Annotated in this window: 11 protein-coding genes and 1 pseudogene; 9 read left to right on the plus strand and 3 right to left on the minus strand. The window is 74.1% G+C overall.

All coding sequences use genetic code 11. The features are described 5' to 3' along the window. Window positions 1–142 precede the first annotated feature (142 nt). Window positions 143–3,502, minus strand: a complete 3,360-nt coding sequence (locus K7G61_RS00120) for an FtsK/SpoIIIE domain-containing protein (RefSeq protein WP_225844796.1) — start codon at window positions 3,500–3,502, stop codon at window positions 143–145. Window positions 3,503–4,339: 837 nt separating this feature from the next. On the opposite strand from K7G61_RS00120, the gene K7G61_RS00125 reads away from it, so the two are divergent. The 4 genes and pseudogenes from K7G61_RS00125 (at window position 4,340) to K7G61_RS00140 (ending at window position 11,181) form a co-directional block, all read left to right on the plus strand. Further along, window positions 4,340–6,136 (plus strand): serine/threonine-protein kinase, encoded by a 1,797-nt coding sequence (locus tag K7G61_RS00125; RefSeq protein ID WP_225844396.1) that lies wholly within the window; start codon window positions 4,340–4,342, stop codon window positions 6,134–6,136. A 386-nt stretch (window positions 6,137–6,522) separates the two neighbouring features. Next, a pseudogene (locus K7G61_RS00130) lies at window positions 6,523–7,860 on the plus strand (serine/threonine-protein kinase); the annotation flags it as partial. A 977-nt stretch (window positions 7,861–8,837) separates the two neighbouring features. Further along, window positions 8,838–9,956: a peptide chain release factor 2 gene (gene prfB / locus K7G61_RS00135; RefSeq protein WP_225844397.1), complete on the plus strand. Its 1,119-nt coding sequence runs from the start codon at window positions 8,838–8,840 to the stop codon at window positions 9,954–9,956. A gap of 247 nt (window positions 9,957–10,203) precedes the next feature. Next, a complete protein-coding gene (locus K7G61_RS00140; protein WP_225844398.1) occupies window positions 10,204–11,181 on the plus strand; it encodes a hypothetical protein in 978 nt (325 codons plus the stop codon). 85 nt (window positions 11,182–11,266) lie between these two features. Here K7G61_RS00140 and K7G61_RS00145 read toward each other — a convergent pair whose 3' ends face one another. Continuing rightward, window positions 11,267–11,467, minus strand: a complete 201-nt coding sequence (locus K7G61_RS00145) for a hypothetical protein (protein WP_225844399.1) — start codon at window positions 11,465–11,467, stop codon at window positions 11,267–11,269. A gap of 98 nt (window positions 11,468–11,565) precedes the next feature. Between K7G61_RS00145 and K7G61_RS00150 the strand changes: the two genes are divergently transcribed. The 4 genes from K7G61_RS00150 (at window position 11,566) to K7G61_RS00165 (ending at window position 13,478) form a co-directional block, all read left to right on the plus strand. After that, window positions 11,566–12,054, plus strand: coding sequence for a polymorphic toxin-type HINT domain-containing protein (locus K7G61_RS00150; protein ID WP_225844798.1), 489 nt, complete (start codon window positions 11,566–11,568; stop codon window positions 12,052–12,054). A 108-nt stretch (window positions 12,055–12,162) separates the two neighbouring features. Beyond that, on the plus strand, window positions 12,163–12,543 hold the full coding sequence (locus K7G61_RS00155) for a hypothetical protein (RefSeq protein ID WP_225844400.1): 381 nt from the start codon (window positions 12,163–12,165) through the stop codon (window positions 12,541–12,543). Window positions 12,544–12,628: 85 nt separating this feature from the next. Then, window positions 12,629–12,931, plus strand: coding sequence for a hypothetical protein (locus K7G61_RS00160; RefSeq protein WP_225844401.1), 303 nt, complete (start codon window positions 12,629–12,631; stop codon window positions 12,929–12,931). A gap of 250 nt (window positions 12,932–13,181) precedes the next feature. Further along, the gene (locus K7G61_RS00165; protein ID WP_225844402.1) at window positions 13,182–13,478 is read left to right on the plus strand and encodes a hypothetical protein; all 297 of its coding nucleotides are present in this window, start codon (window positions 13,182–13,184) and stop codon (window positions 13,476–13,478) included. A 56-nt stretch (window positions 13,479–13,534) separates the two neighbouring features. On the opposite strand, the gene K7G61_RS00170 is transcribed toward K7G61_RS00165, so the two are convergent. Next, window positions 13,535–13,726, minus strand: a complete 192-nt coding sequence (locus K7G61_RS00170) for a hypothetical protein (RefSeq protein WP_225844403.1) — start codon at window positions 13,724–13,726, stop codon at window positions 13,535–13,537. A 537-nt stretch (window positions 13,727–14,263) separates the two neighbouring features. Here K7G61_RS00170 and ftsE point away from each other — a divergent pair. Beyond that, a complete protein-coding gene (gene ftsE / locus K7G61_RS00175; protein WP_225844404.1) occupies window positions 14,264–14,953 on the plus strand; it encodes a cell division ATP-binding protein FtsE in 690 nt (229 codons plus the stop codon). Window position 14,954: the final 1 nt, after the last annotated feature.

Consider the following 14,954-nt stretch of genomic DNA (forward strand, 5'->3'; position numbering starts at 1 on the left):
CTGGGCCCGGCGCCGGGGCGGCTCGTCGGTCCGGCCGTACGGGCGGATTTGCCGGTGATCCGGGGACGCGGGTGGCGTACCGCGGTCCGGGGACGCGGGTGGGCGGCTCCTCGCGGCGCCGGTGGCGCCGCCCGCCCCGGCGTCAGACCGACGGCAGGGTGAACGCGGCCGGCGCCGCGGCCGGGTCGTCCGGCGCCGCCGCCCTCTGCAGCGCGCTGGCCAGCAGCGCCAGGTCGGTCGGCCCGTTGCCCAGTTCCCGCAGCGGACGGCGGGTCGGCGGGTCGCCCATGCGCTCCCACTCCAGGGGTACGACGGTGGGCCGCAGCGTCGCCGTCCGCGGGATGCGCGCGCTCACCCGGGCCGCCTGGAAGACCGTCACCGCGCCGCCCGGCCGGCGCAGGTACCCGCGGCCGGGCAGGTCGTCCAGGGCCGCGGGGTCTTCGACGTGCACGACCAGCGCGGCCGACTCCGGGTCCTGGGCGCGCAGGCTGATCCTCAGCCGGGCCTGCCCGTCCGCGTCCGTGCCGGTGGTCCGCTCGGGGCGGCCGGTCGCGGCCACCAGGTGGACGCCGAGCGCCTCGCCGTCCCGGGCCACCGCCTCCAGCGCGCGGACCACGGAACCGGCCGAGGGCCGTCCCGGACTGCCCAAACCCGGGGCGACCAGCGCGTCGAAGTCGTCGACGACCACCACGAGTCGGGGCAGCGCGGCTCGGGGCACCGCGCTCTGCCGCTGCCGCTGCCCGGGGGCGGACGCGGACGGTCCGCGCCCTTCCGCGGGCCGCGCCCCGGGTGCGCCCTGCCGGGGCACCGCGGCGGTCACCACCCGCTCGGCGTGCCAGGCGGCGAAGGACCGCCCGCCCAGCACCTCCGCCCGGCGCTTGAGCTCGGCCGTCAGCGCCTGCGCGAACTCCCGCATGCGGACCGGGTCGGAGGCCACCAGGTGCGCCGAGACGTGCGGGAGGTCGGCGCAGGCCAGCAGGCCCTCGCCGTGCTCCTGGCCGGCCCCGTCGACCAGCACCAGGGCCAGCCGCTCGGGGCGCTCGCCCGCGGCCAGCCCCGCCGCCAGGGACCGCAGCAGTTCGGTCTTGCCCGAGCCGGGAGCGCCGCCGATCAGCAGGTGCGGCCCCTCGGCCACCAGGTCGACGCCCACCCGCCCGCCCGGGCCGACCCCGAGGACGGCGCCGGCCCCCGGCACGGCCGCGGGCGCCTGCGCCCACCGCGAACCGATCCTGGCGGGCGTGGCCAGCGCCAGGTCCAGCTCGTCCAGCAGGCGCACGGCCGCGGGCAGCGCGTGCCGGGAGCGGGCCGGGCCCGCCTCGCCGTCCGCCTCCCGCAACGGCGCCAGCGCCCGCGCGAAGTGCTCGGCCCAGGCCGCCGACACCGCGTCGAGCACCACCTCCTCGTACCAGTCCCCGCCGTCCGCGTCCTCGCCGCTGTCCTCGGGGGCGCCCTCGCGCGGCCCGTCACCGCCGGCGGACTCCAGCCGCAAGGTGGTGGCCACGTCGCCGGACAGCCGGGCGACCACGCCCGTGGAGACCGCGGGGCGCTCGCCCGCCTCGGCCAGGCACAGCACGTGGACGCCCGCCGAGGGCCCGGCGAACGCCAGCCGGTCCACCGCCTCGCGCACCTGCGCCGAGCCGGGATCACCGTCCACCACCAGCACGGTGAACGGCCCGTCGTAGGCGACGGCCGCCGCGGCCACCAGGTCCTCGGCGGCGCCCGGCCATCCGGGGCCGAGCGGACCGGCCTCGACCCGCCGCACCAGTTCCGCGGCCCGCGCCTCGGCCTGCTCGCGGTCGAAGGCGAGCAGCAGCCGGCAGTCCTGGCCGTGGACGGGCCGCAGGTGCGGCAGCCAGTTCAGCCAGGACCACTCCTCCGCGCGCTGGTCGGCGGACCGGGTGCGGTCGGCCGACACCAGCACCACCTCCAGAGCGCCGGGGGAGTGCAGGGCGCACAAGTGCGCGAGCACCGCCCGGGCCAGTCCCGACAGCCGGGGGCGCGGGCCCGCCAGGGTCAGCGCGGCGGTGCGCGGCGCCCGCAGGTCGATGGTGAACGGCACGCCGGGCAGCCGCCGTCTCCCGTCCTGCGAGGGCAGGTCGGCGGTCCCCAGCCGCACGGTCATCGCGTCGGGATGGTCCACCCCGCGCTCCCACAGCCGCCGCCCGGGGCCGAGCGCGGTCAGCAGCACGGCCGACGGGTCCGGCCAGCGCTCGCGCAGCACCTCGGCCTCAAGGCCGCCGTCCGCCGGGCCCTCCTCGACCCGCGGTCCGCCCCCGCTCAGCCGGCGCCGCGCCCACGCCCCTATCGAGCCGACGACCCCGCCGCGCGCCTCGCCGCCCGCCGCCGTCCCGGCGCCACGCCCCGCCGCCCGCCGCTCGCGCTCCCCGGTCGCGCGGCGCCTGGCCTCGGCGGGCAGCCCGCGTCCGAAGGTGTCGTGCGCCCCTGGGGAATACGGGGAGGGCTCCGCGTCCGCCCTCTCCGCGGCCGGCGTGCCCGCGGCGGGGCGCGGCGCCGGGACGGCGGGCGCCGCGGGGGGCGCGGCCGGAGCGGAGGGTGCGGCCGATGGCGCGGGCGGCGGTGCGTCGGACGCCCCCGCGCCCTCCGGGGACCTCCCGGGGGCGCCGAACGGCCGCTGCACGTCCCAGGCACTCCCGGCGTCGGCGTGCTGCCCCGCGGCAGCGTCGCCCGCCGTGGTCCGCGGGCCCGCCGGGGAAGCGCCGGCCCGCGGGGCCGCGCCGGGCGATCCGTCCTGCCGCCCGGCCGGCGGCACCTCCTGCGGGACGCTCCCGCGGGCGCCGTCGCGGACGGCGACCCGCAGATGGCCGTCGCCGTCCGGCTGCGTGGGCAGCGAGGGCGGGGACGAGGCGGGCCCGCCGGCGTCGAGGCGCAGGGTGGACTCACCGATGCGCAGCAGGCTCCCGGCCGGGAAGGGCTCGGGGCGCGGGCCGACGGGCCGGCCGGCCAGCGCGGTGCCGTTGGTGGAGCCCAGGTCCATCACCGTGACCGTGCCGTCCGCGCCCACGGCGACCTCGCAGTGCAGCCGGGACACGTCGGGGTCGTCCAGCGGCACGTCCGCGTCCGCCGAGCGGCCGATCCTGGCCTGGCCGCCGGGCAGCAGGTGCACCCCGCCCGCGTCAGGACCGCCGACCACGTGCAGCCGTGCGAGCTCGGCCGGGGGGCGGCCGTACTGCCCGAAGCGGCCGTACTGCCCGTGGTCGCCGTCGGGCGCCTCGCCGACCTGCCCGGCCGGGGCGTGCAGGGACAGCAGCGCGCCGTCCACCAGCGGCGGCGTCCCGAGGACGGCGGAGGGCGCGAGCCTCTGCCCGCCCGCGTACAACGCCACGGAGGAGGACCGCCCGCCCGGCTGACCGGACCCGGCGGCGGACGCGAGCGCGCCGGCGACCGCGCTCAGCGCCGTGCCCGCGGGCGCCGTGACGAGCACATCGCAGCCGCGAGCGGTACGGCCCCCGCGCGGCCCGAGGACGGTCAGCCGGATCTGCATCTCGTCCGCGGTCCCTTCTGCCCGGCCCGGGCAGCGTCGGAGAGCCCCTCCCCGGCCGCGCGCGGGCGCGTCGACGTAAAACCGCTGGTCGGCCAGCGGCAGCCGGACCAGCACAGCAAGCACGGACGGCTGGACCCCCGTCCCCTCCGGCCGACCGTACGGATGCATCCTCCCACCCGCCACCGACAGTCCTGCGCCGGTACCGCCCCCGGTGATCTTGACCGACCGGATGACGATCATCTCGTACGACGGCGGCGCTGGAAACCGGGCGTGCGGTTCGCCCGCGCCTTTGAGGGGGGCACCCTTACCCCACGCGTGTGACATCTCAGGCAACCGTTGACGGCGTCCCTGCGTCCTACCTGGGGCTTGCCGGGGAAGCGGGCGGCGCGGCCGCGGCCCTTCGGCGGCGCCACCGGGACGCGACAGGGCCGCCCGGCACTACGCTTGCCGGAATCGGGCACGTCCGGTCACGGCCGATCGCGTCCGGCCGCAAACGGACCGCACCGGCCCGTGAGCCCAGAACGCAGGATCCACCCACGCACACGCCCGCACACTGGAACGCGGACAGAGCATCAGAGGCGGCGGGCGAAGCAGACGAATGAAGCAGACGCAGAAGGAGGGCGAGCAGGAGGCGGGGCAGGAGATGAGGCACCGGAGCAGGCGGGACACCGGGCACGAGACCGGGAGCCGGACCAGGCGCCGGAGCGGGCACCAGGGCAAACGGACCGAGTGGACCGAGCGGACCGGGCAGCGGACGATGCGGCAGACAGGGCAGCGGACACAGACACAGCGGGCGGACGCGCGAGCGCACCGTCCATCGAGCAGGGAGCACACGACGTGCGGCCGGTAGGCAGCAAGTACCTCCTGGAGGAGCCGCTGGGACGCGGCGCCACAGGCACCGTCTGGCGCGGCCGGGTCCGCGACGACGAAGGCACGGCCGTCGCAGTGAAGGTGCTCAAGGAAGAACTGGCCGGCGACCCGGACGTGGTGATGCGCTTCCTGCGCGAGCGCTCGGTGCTGCTGCGCCTGCGCCACCCGCACATCGTCAGGGTCCGCGACCTCGTCGTCGAGGGCGATCTCCTCGCGCTCGTCATGGACCTGATCGACGGTCCGGACCTGCACCGCTACCTGCGCGAGAACGGCCCCTTCACGCCGGTCGGCGCCGCCCTGCTCACGGCCGCGGTCGCCGACGCGCTCGCCGCCAGCCACGCCGACGGCGTCGTCCACCGTGACCTCAAGCCCGCCAACGTCCTGATCTCCACCGTCCGCGGCGACGACGGCACCGAGCACATGCACCCGATGCTCACCGACTTCGGCATCGCCCGGCTGGCCGACTCGCCCGGCGTCACCCGTACCCACGAGTTCGTGGGCACCCCCGCCTATGTGGCGCCCGAGTCCGCCATGGGCCGCCCCCAGACGTCCGCGGTCGACATCTACGGCGCCGGGATCCTGCTCTACGAGCTGGTCACGGGCCACCCGCCGTTCCGTGGCGAGAGCGCCATCGAGGTGCTGCACCACCACCTGAACGACGAGCCGCGCCGCCCCAGCACCGTTCCCGAACCGCTGTGGACGGTCATCGAGCGCTGCCTGCGCAAGGACCCGGACCAGCGGCCCAGCGCGGAGAACCTCGCCCGGGGCCTGCGGGTCGTCGCGGCCGGCGTCGGCGTGCACGCCAGCCCGGCGGCGGCCGAGGCCGCGCTCGCCGTCGGCTCGCTGCTCGGCCCCGACCCGGACCCGGCCCCCGTACCCGGCACCCAGCAGCGGACCAGCGACGCCGACCCCACCCAGGTGCTGCCGTCCGGCGCCTCGCACGTGCCGGGCTCCTCCGTTTCCGCCACTCCTCCGGCTCCGCCCGCCCCGCCCGTCCCCTCCAGGTACGACCCCGACGCGGTGACCGGCGTGCTGCCCGGCGCCGGCGGGCAGGCCCAGGACGAGGACGGTACGCGGGTGCTGCCGCCGGTCGAGGAGGAGCAGCGGCCCCCGCAGGCCCAGGGCCCGCACCCGTGGGAGTCCCAGCTCAGCGCGGCCCGGCACCGCAACGAGCAGACCCAGGTCGGCTACCTCGACCCCGAGCAGGACCCCTTGAGGAGGCGTCCGCGCCGGCAGCCCCAGCCGCCGCAGCAGCCCCAGTCCCCGCAGCACCCGCAGGCGCACCCCGGGCAGCAGGGCCAGGGCTACGGCTACCCGCAGCGGGGCCAGCAGCCCCCGCCGTACCGGCAGCCGCAGCCCCGGGGGTACGCGCCGCAGCCGCAGCCCGAGCCCTACCGGCCCGAGCCCCAGCACTACCGGCCCGAGCCGCAGCGGTACGACCGGCCGCCCGTCGCGGCCCCGCCCGCGAGCGAGCCGTCCCGCGGCCGGGAGCCGCGCGAACCCCGTGAGCCGCGCCGCCGCAGCGCCAACCCGATGCGGATCCCGGGCCTGGGCTGCCTCAAGGGCTGCCTGACGGTGATCCTCGTCCTGGTCGTGATCTTCGTGGTGGTCTGGTACACCACCCCGCTCCCCGACTGGGTGAACAGCACCCGGAACTTGTGGGACGCCACGTCGAGCTGGGTGCACACCGTCTACGACAAGATCTCGTCGATCACCGGTGACTCGGGCGGCGGTTCGTCGGGCGGCGGTTCGGGCAACGGCTGATCGGCCGACTGACCGGGTAGAGGCAACGGCTGACCGGCCGACTGACCGGGTAAGGGCAACAGCTGATCGGGCGACGGCCGTTCGGGCGACCCCGACCGCCCCACCGCCCGACCGCCCACCGCCCACCGCCCGAGGACCGCGGTCGCCCCGGAGCCGCGGCCCGCCCCGGAGCCGCGACCGCCCCGACGGCCCGACCACCCGGCCGCATTGGGGATTTGTCGACTTCCAGAGGGTGATTTCTCCCGCAGAACGCCCACTCACCGGCGCCCCGTCCCCCGAACGGCCCGTCATCCGCGTAGCTTTGTCGCCAACACCAGTGGCGAGCGGCTGGGGTCACCCCTGGCGAAAGCCAAGGGGAGGACCGTCGAAGGAGTCGGAGAGCAGCCTTGGCCAGGAAGATCGGCAGCCGGTACACCGCCCACCAGGTGCTGGGGCGGGGATCCGCGGGCACCGTGTGGCTCGGCGAGGGTCCCGAGGGCCCGGTCGCCATCAAGCTGCTGCGCGAGGACCTCGCTTCCGACCAGGACCTCGTCGGCCGCTTCGTACAGGAGCGGACCGCGCTGCTCTCCCTGGACCACCCGCACATCGTGGGCATCCGCGACCTGGTCGTCGACGGCACCGACCTCGCCCTGGTGATGGACCTGGTGCGCGGCACCGACCTGCGGTCCCGGCTGGAGCGCGACCACCGGCTCGTCCCCGAGGCCGCCGTGGCCGTCGCCGCCGACGTCGCCGACGGACTGGCCGCCGCCCACGCCGCCGGAGTGGTGCACCGCGACGTCAAGCCGGAGAACGTCCTGCTGGACTCCGCCGCCCCGCCCGGCCCCGGCGGCGCCCCGCCCGCCCTGCTCACCGACTTCGGAATCGCCCGCCTCGTCGACTCCCCGCGCCGCACCCGCGCCACCCGGATCATCGGCACCCCCGACTACCTCGCCCCGGAGATCATCGAGGGCCTGCCGCCGCGCGCGTCCGTCGACATCTACGCCCTGGCCACGGTCCTGTACGAACTCCTGGCCGGCTTCACGCCCTTCGGCGGTGGACACCCCGGGGCCGTCCTGCGCCGCCACGTCACCGAGACCGTGCAGCCGCTCCCGGACCTGCCGGAACCGCTGTGGCAGATCCTCGCGCAGTGCCTGGCCAAGGCCCCGGCCTCCCGGCTGACCGCGGGCGAACTGGGCGCGCGGCTGCGCGAATTGCTGCCCGGCCTGGCCGGCCTGCCCGCCCTGGAGGTGTCCGCGCCCGGCGCCGACGGCGCGGTCACCGAGCCCTACGGCGACGAACCCGGCCCCGCCCCCTCCGACACCGCCCCGCCCGCCCCCTCCACTCCCGGCCGCCGCCGCGGCGCCGTGCCGCTGGTACGGGGAGCCGCGCCCGACTCCAGCCGCGACACCCACACCAGCATCAAGCTGCCCACCGCCGACGAACTCGCCGCCGGCCGCCCCTCCAGGAGCGCGGGGGCCGCCAGGGGCACCGGGGGCGCCGCCGCGGCCAGGGCCCGCGCCTCCGCGCCCGGCCGGCCCGCGAGCCCCCGGCACCGGGCGGTCTCCGACGTGATCCGGCAGCGGCGGATCAAGTTCGCCGCCGCCGCGGCGGCGGCCCTCGCGGTGGCCGGGCTCGGCGGCTGGGGCATCGCCGCCGCCGGCTCCTCCGGCTCCGGCAGCGGTACCTCGCGCGACGACCACGTCCCGACCCCCGAGCCCACTCGTACCGGGGGCCACGGCACGCCGACCGCCCCCACCGCGGGCGCGGCGGCCCCGCAGGGCCGCACCGGAGCGCCCGTCACCCTCCCGCAGTGGTCGTCCTTCCACGCGCTGCCCGCCGCCGGGACCGCCCTCACCGGCGGCCCCCGCGCCCTGACCGTCGACGGCGCCACGTACGTCTTCGCGCGCGGCGCCGACAAATGCGTCTGGTACGTGGTGCGCGACGCCTCCGGCTTCGGCTCCTGGCACCGGCTCACCGGCATAAGCACCACCGGCGACCCCGCGGTGGTGTCCGCCCGGCCCGGCCGTATCGACCTGTTCGCGCTGGGCACCGACGGGCTGCTGTACCGCCGCACCCTCGCCGGCGACCACTGGAACCCCTGGTCCCAGGTGGACGAGCGCACCCACTTCGACGCCGCCCCGGCCGCGGCCTCCTCCGCGCCCGGCCGGATCGACCTCGTCGGCCGGGTCGGCGGCGAGCTGCTCACCGCCTCCCTGGTCGACGGCCGGTGGAACGCCTGGGCCCTGGTCCCCACGGCCGGCCGTATCACCGCCGCCCCGGCCCTCGTCTCCCGCGCGCCCGGCACCCTCGACGCCTTCGTGGTCCGCAAGGCCGACGGCGCGGTGCTGCGCCTGCCCTACTCCGGCGCCGCCTGGCGGCCCTCCATGGTCGTCCCGGGCCTGGACACCACCGCGCGCCCCGACGCCCTCCCGGTGTCCGACCGCCTCTACGTCTTCACCACCACCTCCCAGGCCGCCGCCACCAGCGGCTCCTGGTCAACCACCGCCCTGCCCGCCCCCCTGCCCAACCCCACGGCCACCACGTCCACCTCCGACCACACCCTCACCCTGTACACCATCACCTCCAGCGGCACCCTCACCAGGGCCACGGCCACGGTGTGACGCCCCGCGCGGGCGCCTGGCGCGGGGCTCTCCCCGGGGGCTCCCCACACCCCGCGGAAGGGCTCCCGCCGCCCGCCGCGCCAGCCGGTACGCTGGTAGGCGTGGCGATCGTCGATGTATCCGAAGAACTGAAATCCCTGTCCACCACCATGGGCTCCATCGAGGCCGTCCTCGACCTGGACCGCATGAGGACGGACATCGCCGCGCTCGAAGAGCAGGCCGCGGCCCCCTCCCTCTGGGACGACCCGGAGAACGCCCAGAAGATCACCAGCCGCCTCTCGCACCTGCAGGCCGAGCTGCGCAAGGTCGAGGCCCTCCGCGGCCGGATCGACGACCTCGGCGTACTCTTCGAGCTGGCCGAGGCCGAGGACGACGCGGACACCCGCGCCGAGGCCGAGTCCGAGCTCACCTCGGTCCGCAAGGATCTGGACGAGATGGAGGTCCGCACCCTCCTGTCCGGCGAGTACGACGGCCGCGAGGCGCTGGTGAACATCCGCGCCGAGGCCGGCGGCGTGGACGCGGCGGACTTCGCCGAGCAGCTCCAGCGGATGTACCTGCGCTGGGCCGAGCGCCACGGCTACGCGACGGAGGTGTACGAGACCTCGTACGCGGAAGAGGCCGGCATCAAGTCCACCACCTTCGTGGTGAAGGCCCCGTACGCGTACGGCACCCTCTCCGTCGAGCAGGGCACGCACCGCCTGGTGCGCATCTCGCCCTTCGACAACCAGGGCCGCCGCCAGACCAGCTTCGCCGGCGTCGAGGTCCTCCCGGTCGTCGAGCAGTCCGACCACGTCGAGATCGACGAGTCGGAGCTGCGGATCGACGTCTACCGCGCCTCCGGCCCCGGCGGCCAGGGCGTCAACACCACCGACTCGGCGGTGCGCATCACCCACCTGCCCACCGGCATCGTCGTCTCCTGCCAGAACGAGCGCTCGCAGATCCAGAACAAGGCCAGCGCCATGAACGTCCTGCAGGCCAAGCTCCTCGAACGCCGCCGCCAGGAGGAGCAGGCCCTGATGGACTCCCTCGGCAAGAGCGAGGGCGGCAACTCCTGGGGCAACCAGATGCGTTCCTACGTCCTGCACCCGTACCAGATGGTCAAGGACCTGCGTACGGACCACGAGGTCGGCAACCCGCAGGCGGTCCTCGACGGCGACATCGACGGCTTCATCGAGGCGGGCATCCGCTGGCGCAAGTCCCGCGAGAAGACGGCCGGGTAACCCCGGCGGCTGTCCCCGATGTCACAGAGCTGTGCAGAAGTGCCCGTCAAATCAGGGCACTTCGCGCACTACCGTGCCTAACGACCTTGACGCTGTCCGGTAAACCCACAAAGGTGTTGGGCGGCATGCGCACGATCGGAGGCGTAGGCGCACGGGGGGCAAGCGCAGTCGCGTTCCCGCAGTGACAAACCGCCTGTTCCATGGCAGCGCAGCCGGAGACAGACACCAACTGGGGGTACTCGACACAATGAGCAGGCGCAAAACCAAGAGCTCAACGCGGGTGCGTGTCACCCGTATCGCGGCGGCGGCGGTGATCGCGGCCGGCGCGTCCCTCACCGCCGTGGGCGCCGCCCAGGCCGTGACGAACGACGGCGGCGTGCAGGTCAAGGCCAAGGTCACCCTCGACGGCACCATCGCGGGCGTGACGGAGGGCACGACCGGTCAGACCACGGGTGACCCGGGTACGTCCGGTGAGACCACGGGCAACCCCGGTACGTCTGGCGAGACGACCGGCAATCCGGGTACGTCGGGTGAGACGACGGGCAACCCGGGTACGTCGGGTGAGACGACCGGTAACCCCGGCACCTCGGGTGAGACGACGGGTAACCCGGGTACGTCCGGTGAGACGACGGGCAACCCCGGCACCTCGGGTGAGACCACGGGCAACCCGGGTACGTCGGGCGAGACCACCGGTAACCCCGGCACCTCGGGTGAGACCACGGGCAACCCGGGTACGTCGGGCGAGACCACCGGTAACCCCGGCACCTCGGGTGAGACCACCGGTAACCCGGGTACGTCCGGTGAGACGACGGGCAACCCCGGCACCTCGGGCGAGACCACCGGCAACCCCGGCACTTCCGGTGAGACCACCGGTACGCCGGGCACCTCGGGTCAGACCACGGGCACCCCGGGCACCTCGGGTCAGACGACGGGCACCCCGGGCACCTCGGGTCAGACCACGGGTACGCCGGGCACGTCGGGCTCGACGAGCTCGGGCACCAACGGCAACACCTGCACCCTGACCGGGGAAAGCGTCGACTGCGGCAACAACAACACCACCACCGACAACACCCAGCCGGTCACCCAGAACAAGTCCACGACCCAGCTCGCGGAGACCGGTTCCAACGGCATCACGTTCATGCTCATCGGTGCCGCCACCCTGATCGCGGGCGGCGTCGGCTTCCGCCTCACCCCGCGCCTGGCCAACCGCCGCACGGCGGCCTGACACGGCCCCAGGGTTCACCTCAAAGGCGGGGTCCGGAACGCACAACGCGCTCCGGACCCCGCTTTCTGTGCCGCCTCGCAGGCGATCAGGGCTGAGTGGATGACGGCATGAGTATGGTGAGGTCGTTGATGAGTGCCTGGCTCACGGCGTGATATCCGTCCACGGACAGGTTCACATGGTCCCCGGAGTCCAAGTCCAGCGGCGCGGTCTGTGCGCTGAGCTGCTGCTCGGGTGGTACGGCCGTGCTGTTGGGGTCGTCCACTCCCACTGCGGCACTGGTGTCCACCGTGGTGACTCCGGGAGCGTTTTGTTCCACGCAACCTGCACTCGTACACCGACAGCGCGGCCGGCCCCTCCCACCAGCCGGGCGCCAGGCCCCAGAAGCTGCCCACCACCTGGCACCACCCCTTCTGGGACGCCACCCACCACCGCTGGACCGACGCCCACAACCTCACCCCGGGCACCCGCCTCCTCGGCCCGGACGGCACCCCCGTCACAGTCACCGCCGTCCGCAACTACCACCGCCAGGCGGTGACGTACGACCTGACGGTCGCGGACCTGCACACGTATTACGTGGAGGCGGGCACGACGCCGGTGCTGGTGCACAATGATGATGGCGCCGTCGGCACAGTGTTCCGGGATGGGGCCTACAAGTTCCAGATTTTCTCCAATGACCACGGGCCCGCCCATGGCCATCTCATGGGCCCGGGCATAAAGGGGCATGGCATTCAGATCGGACAGAACGGCAAGCCATTGGACTCCAATGTGACATTGAACCGAGCCCAGCAAGAAATCATCGACAGGAATCTGGGCTCCATACGCAGAGCGATTCGCAAAAGCATGGCCGCGTACAGGCTGAACGGGGGCTGCTGAATGCCCGGCGGAACTGGTCCGGCCGTTGAGACGATCGCAGCGTGCCTCGGCGCCGACGTATCAGGGCTCGGCGACGAACATGCGCGGTGGGCCGTCTACCGCCGTGCGATGGGTGTCCCGAAGATGTGGGAACGGCTGGCGGATGCGGTTCGGGAGGAGCCGGACCAGGCGGTGGCGCTGTCGGTCGTCCTGTGCATGCTGGAGCGGGTGCCGACGGCTGACCGTGAGCGCTGGCCGCAGGTGATCGCGTCCTTGCAGAAGCGGGAGTTCGCTCAGCGTCGGGCGGAGGAGCTGGCCGTGCTGGAGCGGGCGATGGCAGGCGCGGATTCGCACGAAGCCGAGTGGTCCCGCTGGCTTCAGGAGCGGCTGTCGGAACGCGCGACGTCCGTGGACCTGCTGGAGAGACTGGCAGCGGAAGGTGCCACCAAGCGGATCAGGCGAACAGCTGCCGAACGCCGGCGTATCTTGCGGACGTCCTCAATGAAGTAGATGCGCTTCAGTGATGGCTGCTGGGCCGACCGCCCCGAGAGCAGGCATCCTTGCCGGCGTCATACGGTGTCATACGCTTGCTGACATGGCCAAGCATCGTGTGACGCTCACGCCTGAGGTGGAGGAGGAGGCGGCGGTTCGGGCCGCGGCCGAGGAGGCGGGGCTGGATCTGTCCGCGTTCCTGCGGGTGGCCGCGCTTGCGGAGGTCGCGCGGATCCGGCGGGTGCGAGAGAACTTCGGCGAGATCGACCGGCTCAGCCGCGAGGCGGAGGAGGCCCCGGCGCAACCGGTCGGCGAGGAGTCGCGGAACGACGACGCTGCGATGGACGCGTATCTCGATGCCATCGACGCCGGTCTCGGCAGCCGGGGCGGTGGTGCCGCCGCGTGACGGTCTTCGTCTACGACACCGGTGCTTTGATCGCGCTTGAGCGCAAGGACCCGGAAGCTCACCGCTTCCATGATCGGCTGGTGAAGCGTCCTGGGGCGCACCCCCTGTCGTACTGGTGCCAGTGCTCACGCAGGTGTGGCGGCCGCAACCCGGGCACCGGACTCCGCTGGCGCGGGTGCTGCCCGCGTGCACTCTCTTCGCCGTCGAAAGGGACACGCCCGCCTGCGGTGTGTGCCAGGCGGGTCATACCGTGGACGACCCCAAGCGCGCGGGCGTCCTTTGCGCGCTCGCATCCTTGCCCGACAAGAAACGACCGGACGCCGTGGACGCGCTCGTCGCCGTGGTGGCCGCCCGCCACGAAACCGCCGTCATCGTGACGTCCGATCCGGATGACCTGTGCGCCTACCGAGACGCGCTGGGGCCCGCCGGGCGGGGAGTCGCGGTGCTTGCCGTGGACGCGCTGGGGGAGTTCCGCTCGGGCAAGCCGAAGCTCCTTCAGCCGGCCTCGCGGGACCTTCGGCGTGCGCGACGGCGCCGCTCAGGGTAAAAGGTACATAGCGGAATGCTACGGCCCCTCGGGGAACCCGGGACCTCGGAGGAATGTCAGGCCGTCGCGTGCTCGACGACCAGGAGGACGGCCAGGAGGGCGACAAGCAGGCCTATCAGGGCCGCCGGGGTGATCGCGGACCAGGGGTTCTCCTGCTGCATACGGGCACGGCTCGCCCGGCACACCGGGCAGCGGCCCTCACTCACCGGGCCGGCGCAGTTCGCACACACCAGTCGGTCGCATGTCATGCGATCTCCTCCTCCGTCCGGTGAAACGCGCCGGGTGCCCGAATGGTTCCCGGGGTCTGCGCGGTCCACTCCTCGCGACGTGGATTCGCTCCCCTCTTCCACTGTGCCAGGTTCCGAGGGATTCGGCGCCCCCGCCCGCCGGAAACCGGCCTCCGGGCCGCCCCGGGGCCGTCGGGACGGCTGTACGCGGACCGGTTCGGGTCCGCCCCGCCCGCACGGCCCGTGGCGGCCCCTGTCCAGCTCCCGCGCCGACCCCTCCGTACACCGTCCGCGGTCCCGCGCCCCGCCTCCCGTACACCCACCGTCCGCGGTCCCGCACCCCCCGCCCCCGTACACCCGTGCCGTTCCGCCAAACCTCCGCTAAACCTCCGGGCGTCAGGAATCTGCGCCGCCTTTGGCCCGCCTTGCCCTGACATGCCCTGTGGGCAAGGCCACCAACCCCCTGCGGCGACTGCGCGCCCGCTCGCCGTTCGCGTAGTGTCGCCCCCACATCCCCTATCCGCTCACCCTGCAACCTGACTGAACACTGGTGCGAACGTGATCCGATTCGACAGCGTCTCGAAGACCTACCCCAAGCAGAACCGTCCTGCCCTGCGGGACGTGTCGCTGGAGATCGAAAAAGGGGAGTTCGTCTTTCTGGTGGGTTCGTCGGGCTCGGGAAAGTCGACCTTCCTGCGCCTCATCCTGCGCGAGGAGCGTACGGACACCGGGTCGGTGCACGTCCTGGGCAAGGATCTCAACCGGCTGTCGAACTGGAAGGTCCCGCAGATGCGGCGCCAGCTCGGCACCGTCTTCCAGGACTTCCGGCTGCTGCCCAACAAGACGGTCGCCGAGAACGTGGCCTTCGCCCTCGAGGTGATCGGCAAACCGCGCGGCACCATCCGCAAGACCGTGCCCGAAGTCCTCGACCTGGTCGGCCTGGCCGGCAAGGAGGACCGCATGCCGGGCGAGTTGTCCGGTGGTGAGCAGCAGCGCGTGGCCATCGCCCGGGCGTTCGTCAACCGCCCCATGCTGCTGATCGCCGACGAGCCGACCGGAAACCTCGACCCCCAGACGTCCGTCGGCATCATGCGCCTGCTCGACCGCATCAACCGGACGGGCACCACCGTGGTGATGGCCACCCACGACCAGAACATCGTCGACCAGATGCGCAAGCGCGTCATCGAGCTGGAGAAGGGGCGACTGGTGCGCGACCAGTCGCGCGGTGTCTACGGCTACCAGCACTAGC

The sequence above is a fragment of the Streptomyces sp. HPF1205 genome (assembly GCF_020400825.1).
GTDB lineage: Bacteria > Actinomycetota > Actinomycetes > Streptomycetales > Streptomycetaceae > Actinacidiphila.

What these genes read in the sequence shown, in the direction of transcription:
- K7G61_RS00120 (WP_225844796.1), bottom strand. Translation starts at nt 3,502, where the DNA reads ATGCAGATCCGGCTGACCGTCCTCGGGCCGCGCGGGGGCCGTACCGCT.
- K7G61_RS00140 (WP_225844398.1), top strand. Translation starts at nt 10,204, where the DNA reads ATGAGCAGGCGCAAAACCAAGAGCTCAACGCGGGTGCGTGTCACCCGT.
- K7G61_RS00155 (WP_225844400.1), top strand. Translation starts at nt 12,163, where the DNA reads ATGGGTGTCCCGAAGATGTGGGAACGGCTGGCGGATGCGGTTCGGGAG.
- K7G61_RS00160 (WP_225844401.1), top strand. Translation starts at nt 12,629, where the DNA reads ATGGCCAAGCATCGTGTGACGCTCACGCCTGAGGTGGAGGAGGAGGCG.
- K7G61_RS00170 (WP_225844403.1), bottom strand. Translation starts at nt 13,726, where the DNA reads ATGACATGCGACCGACTGGTGTGTGCGAACTGCGCCGGCCCGGTGAGT.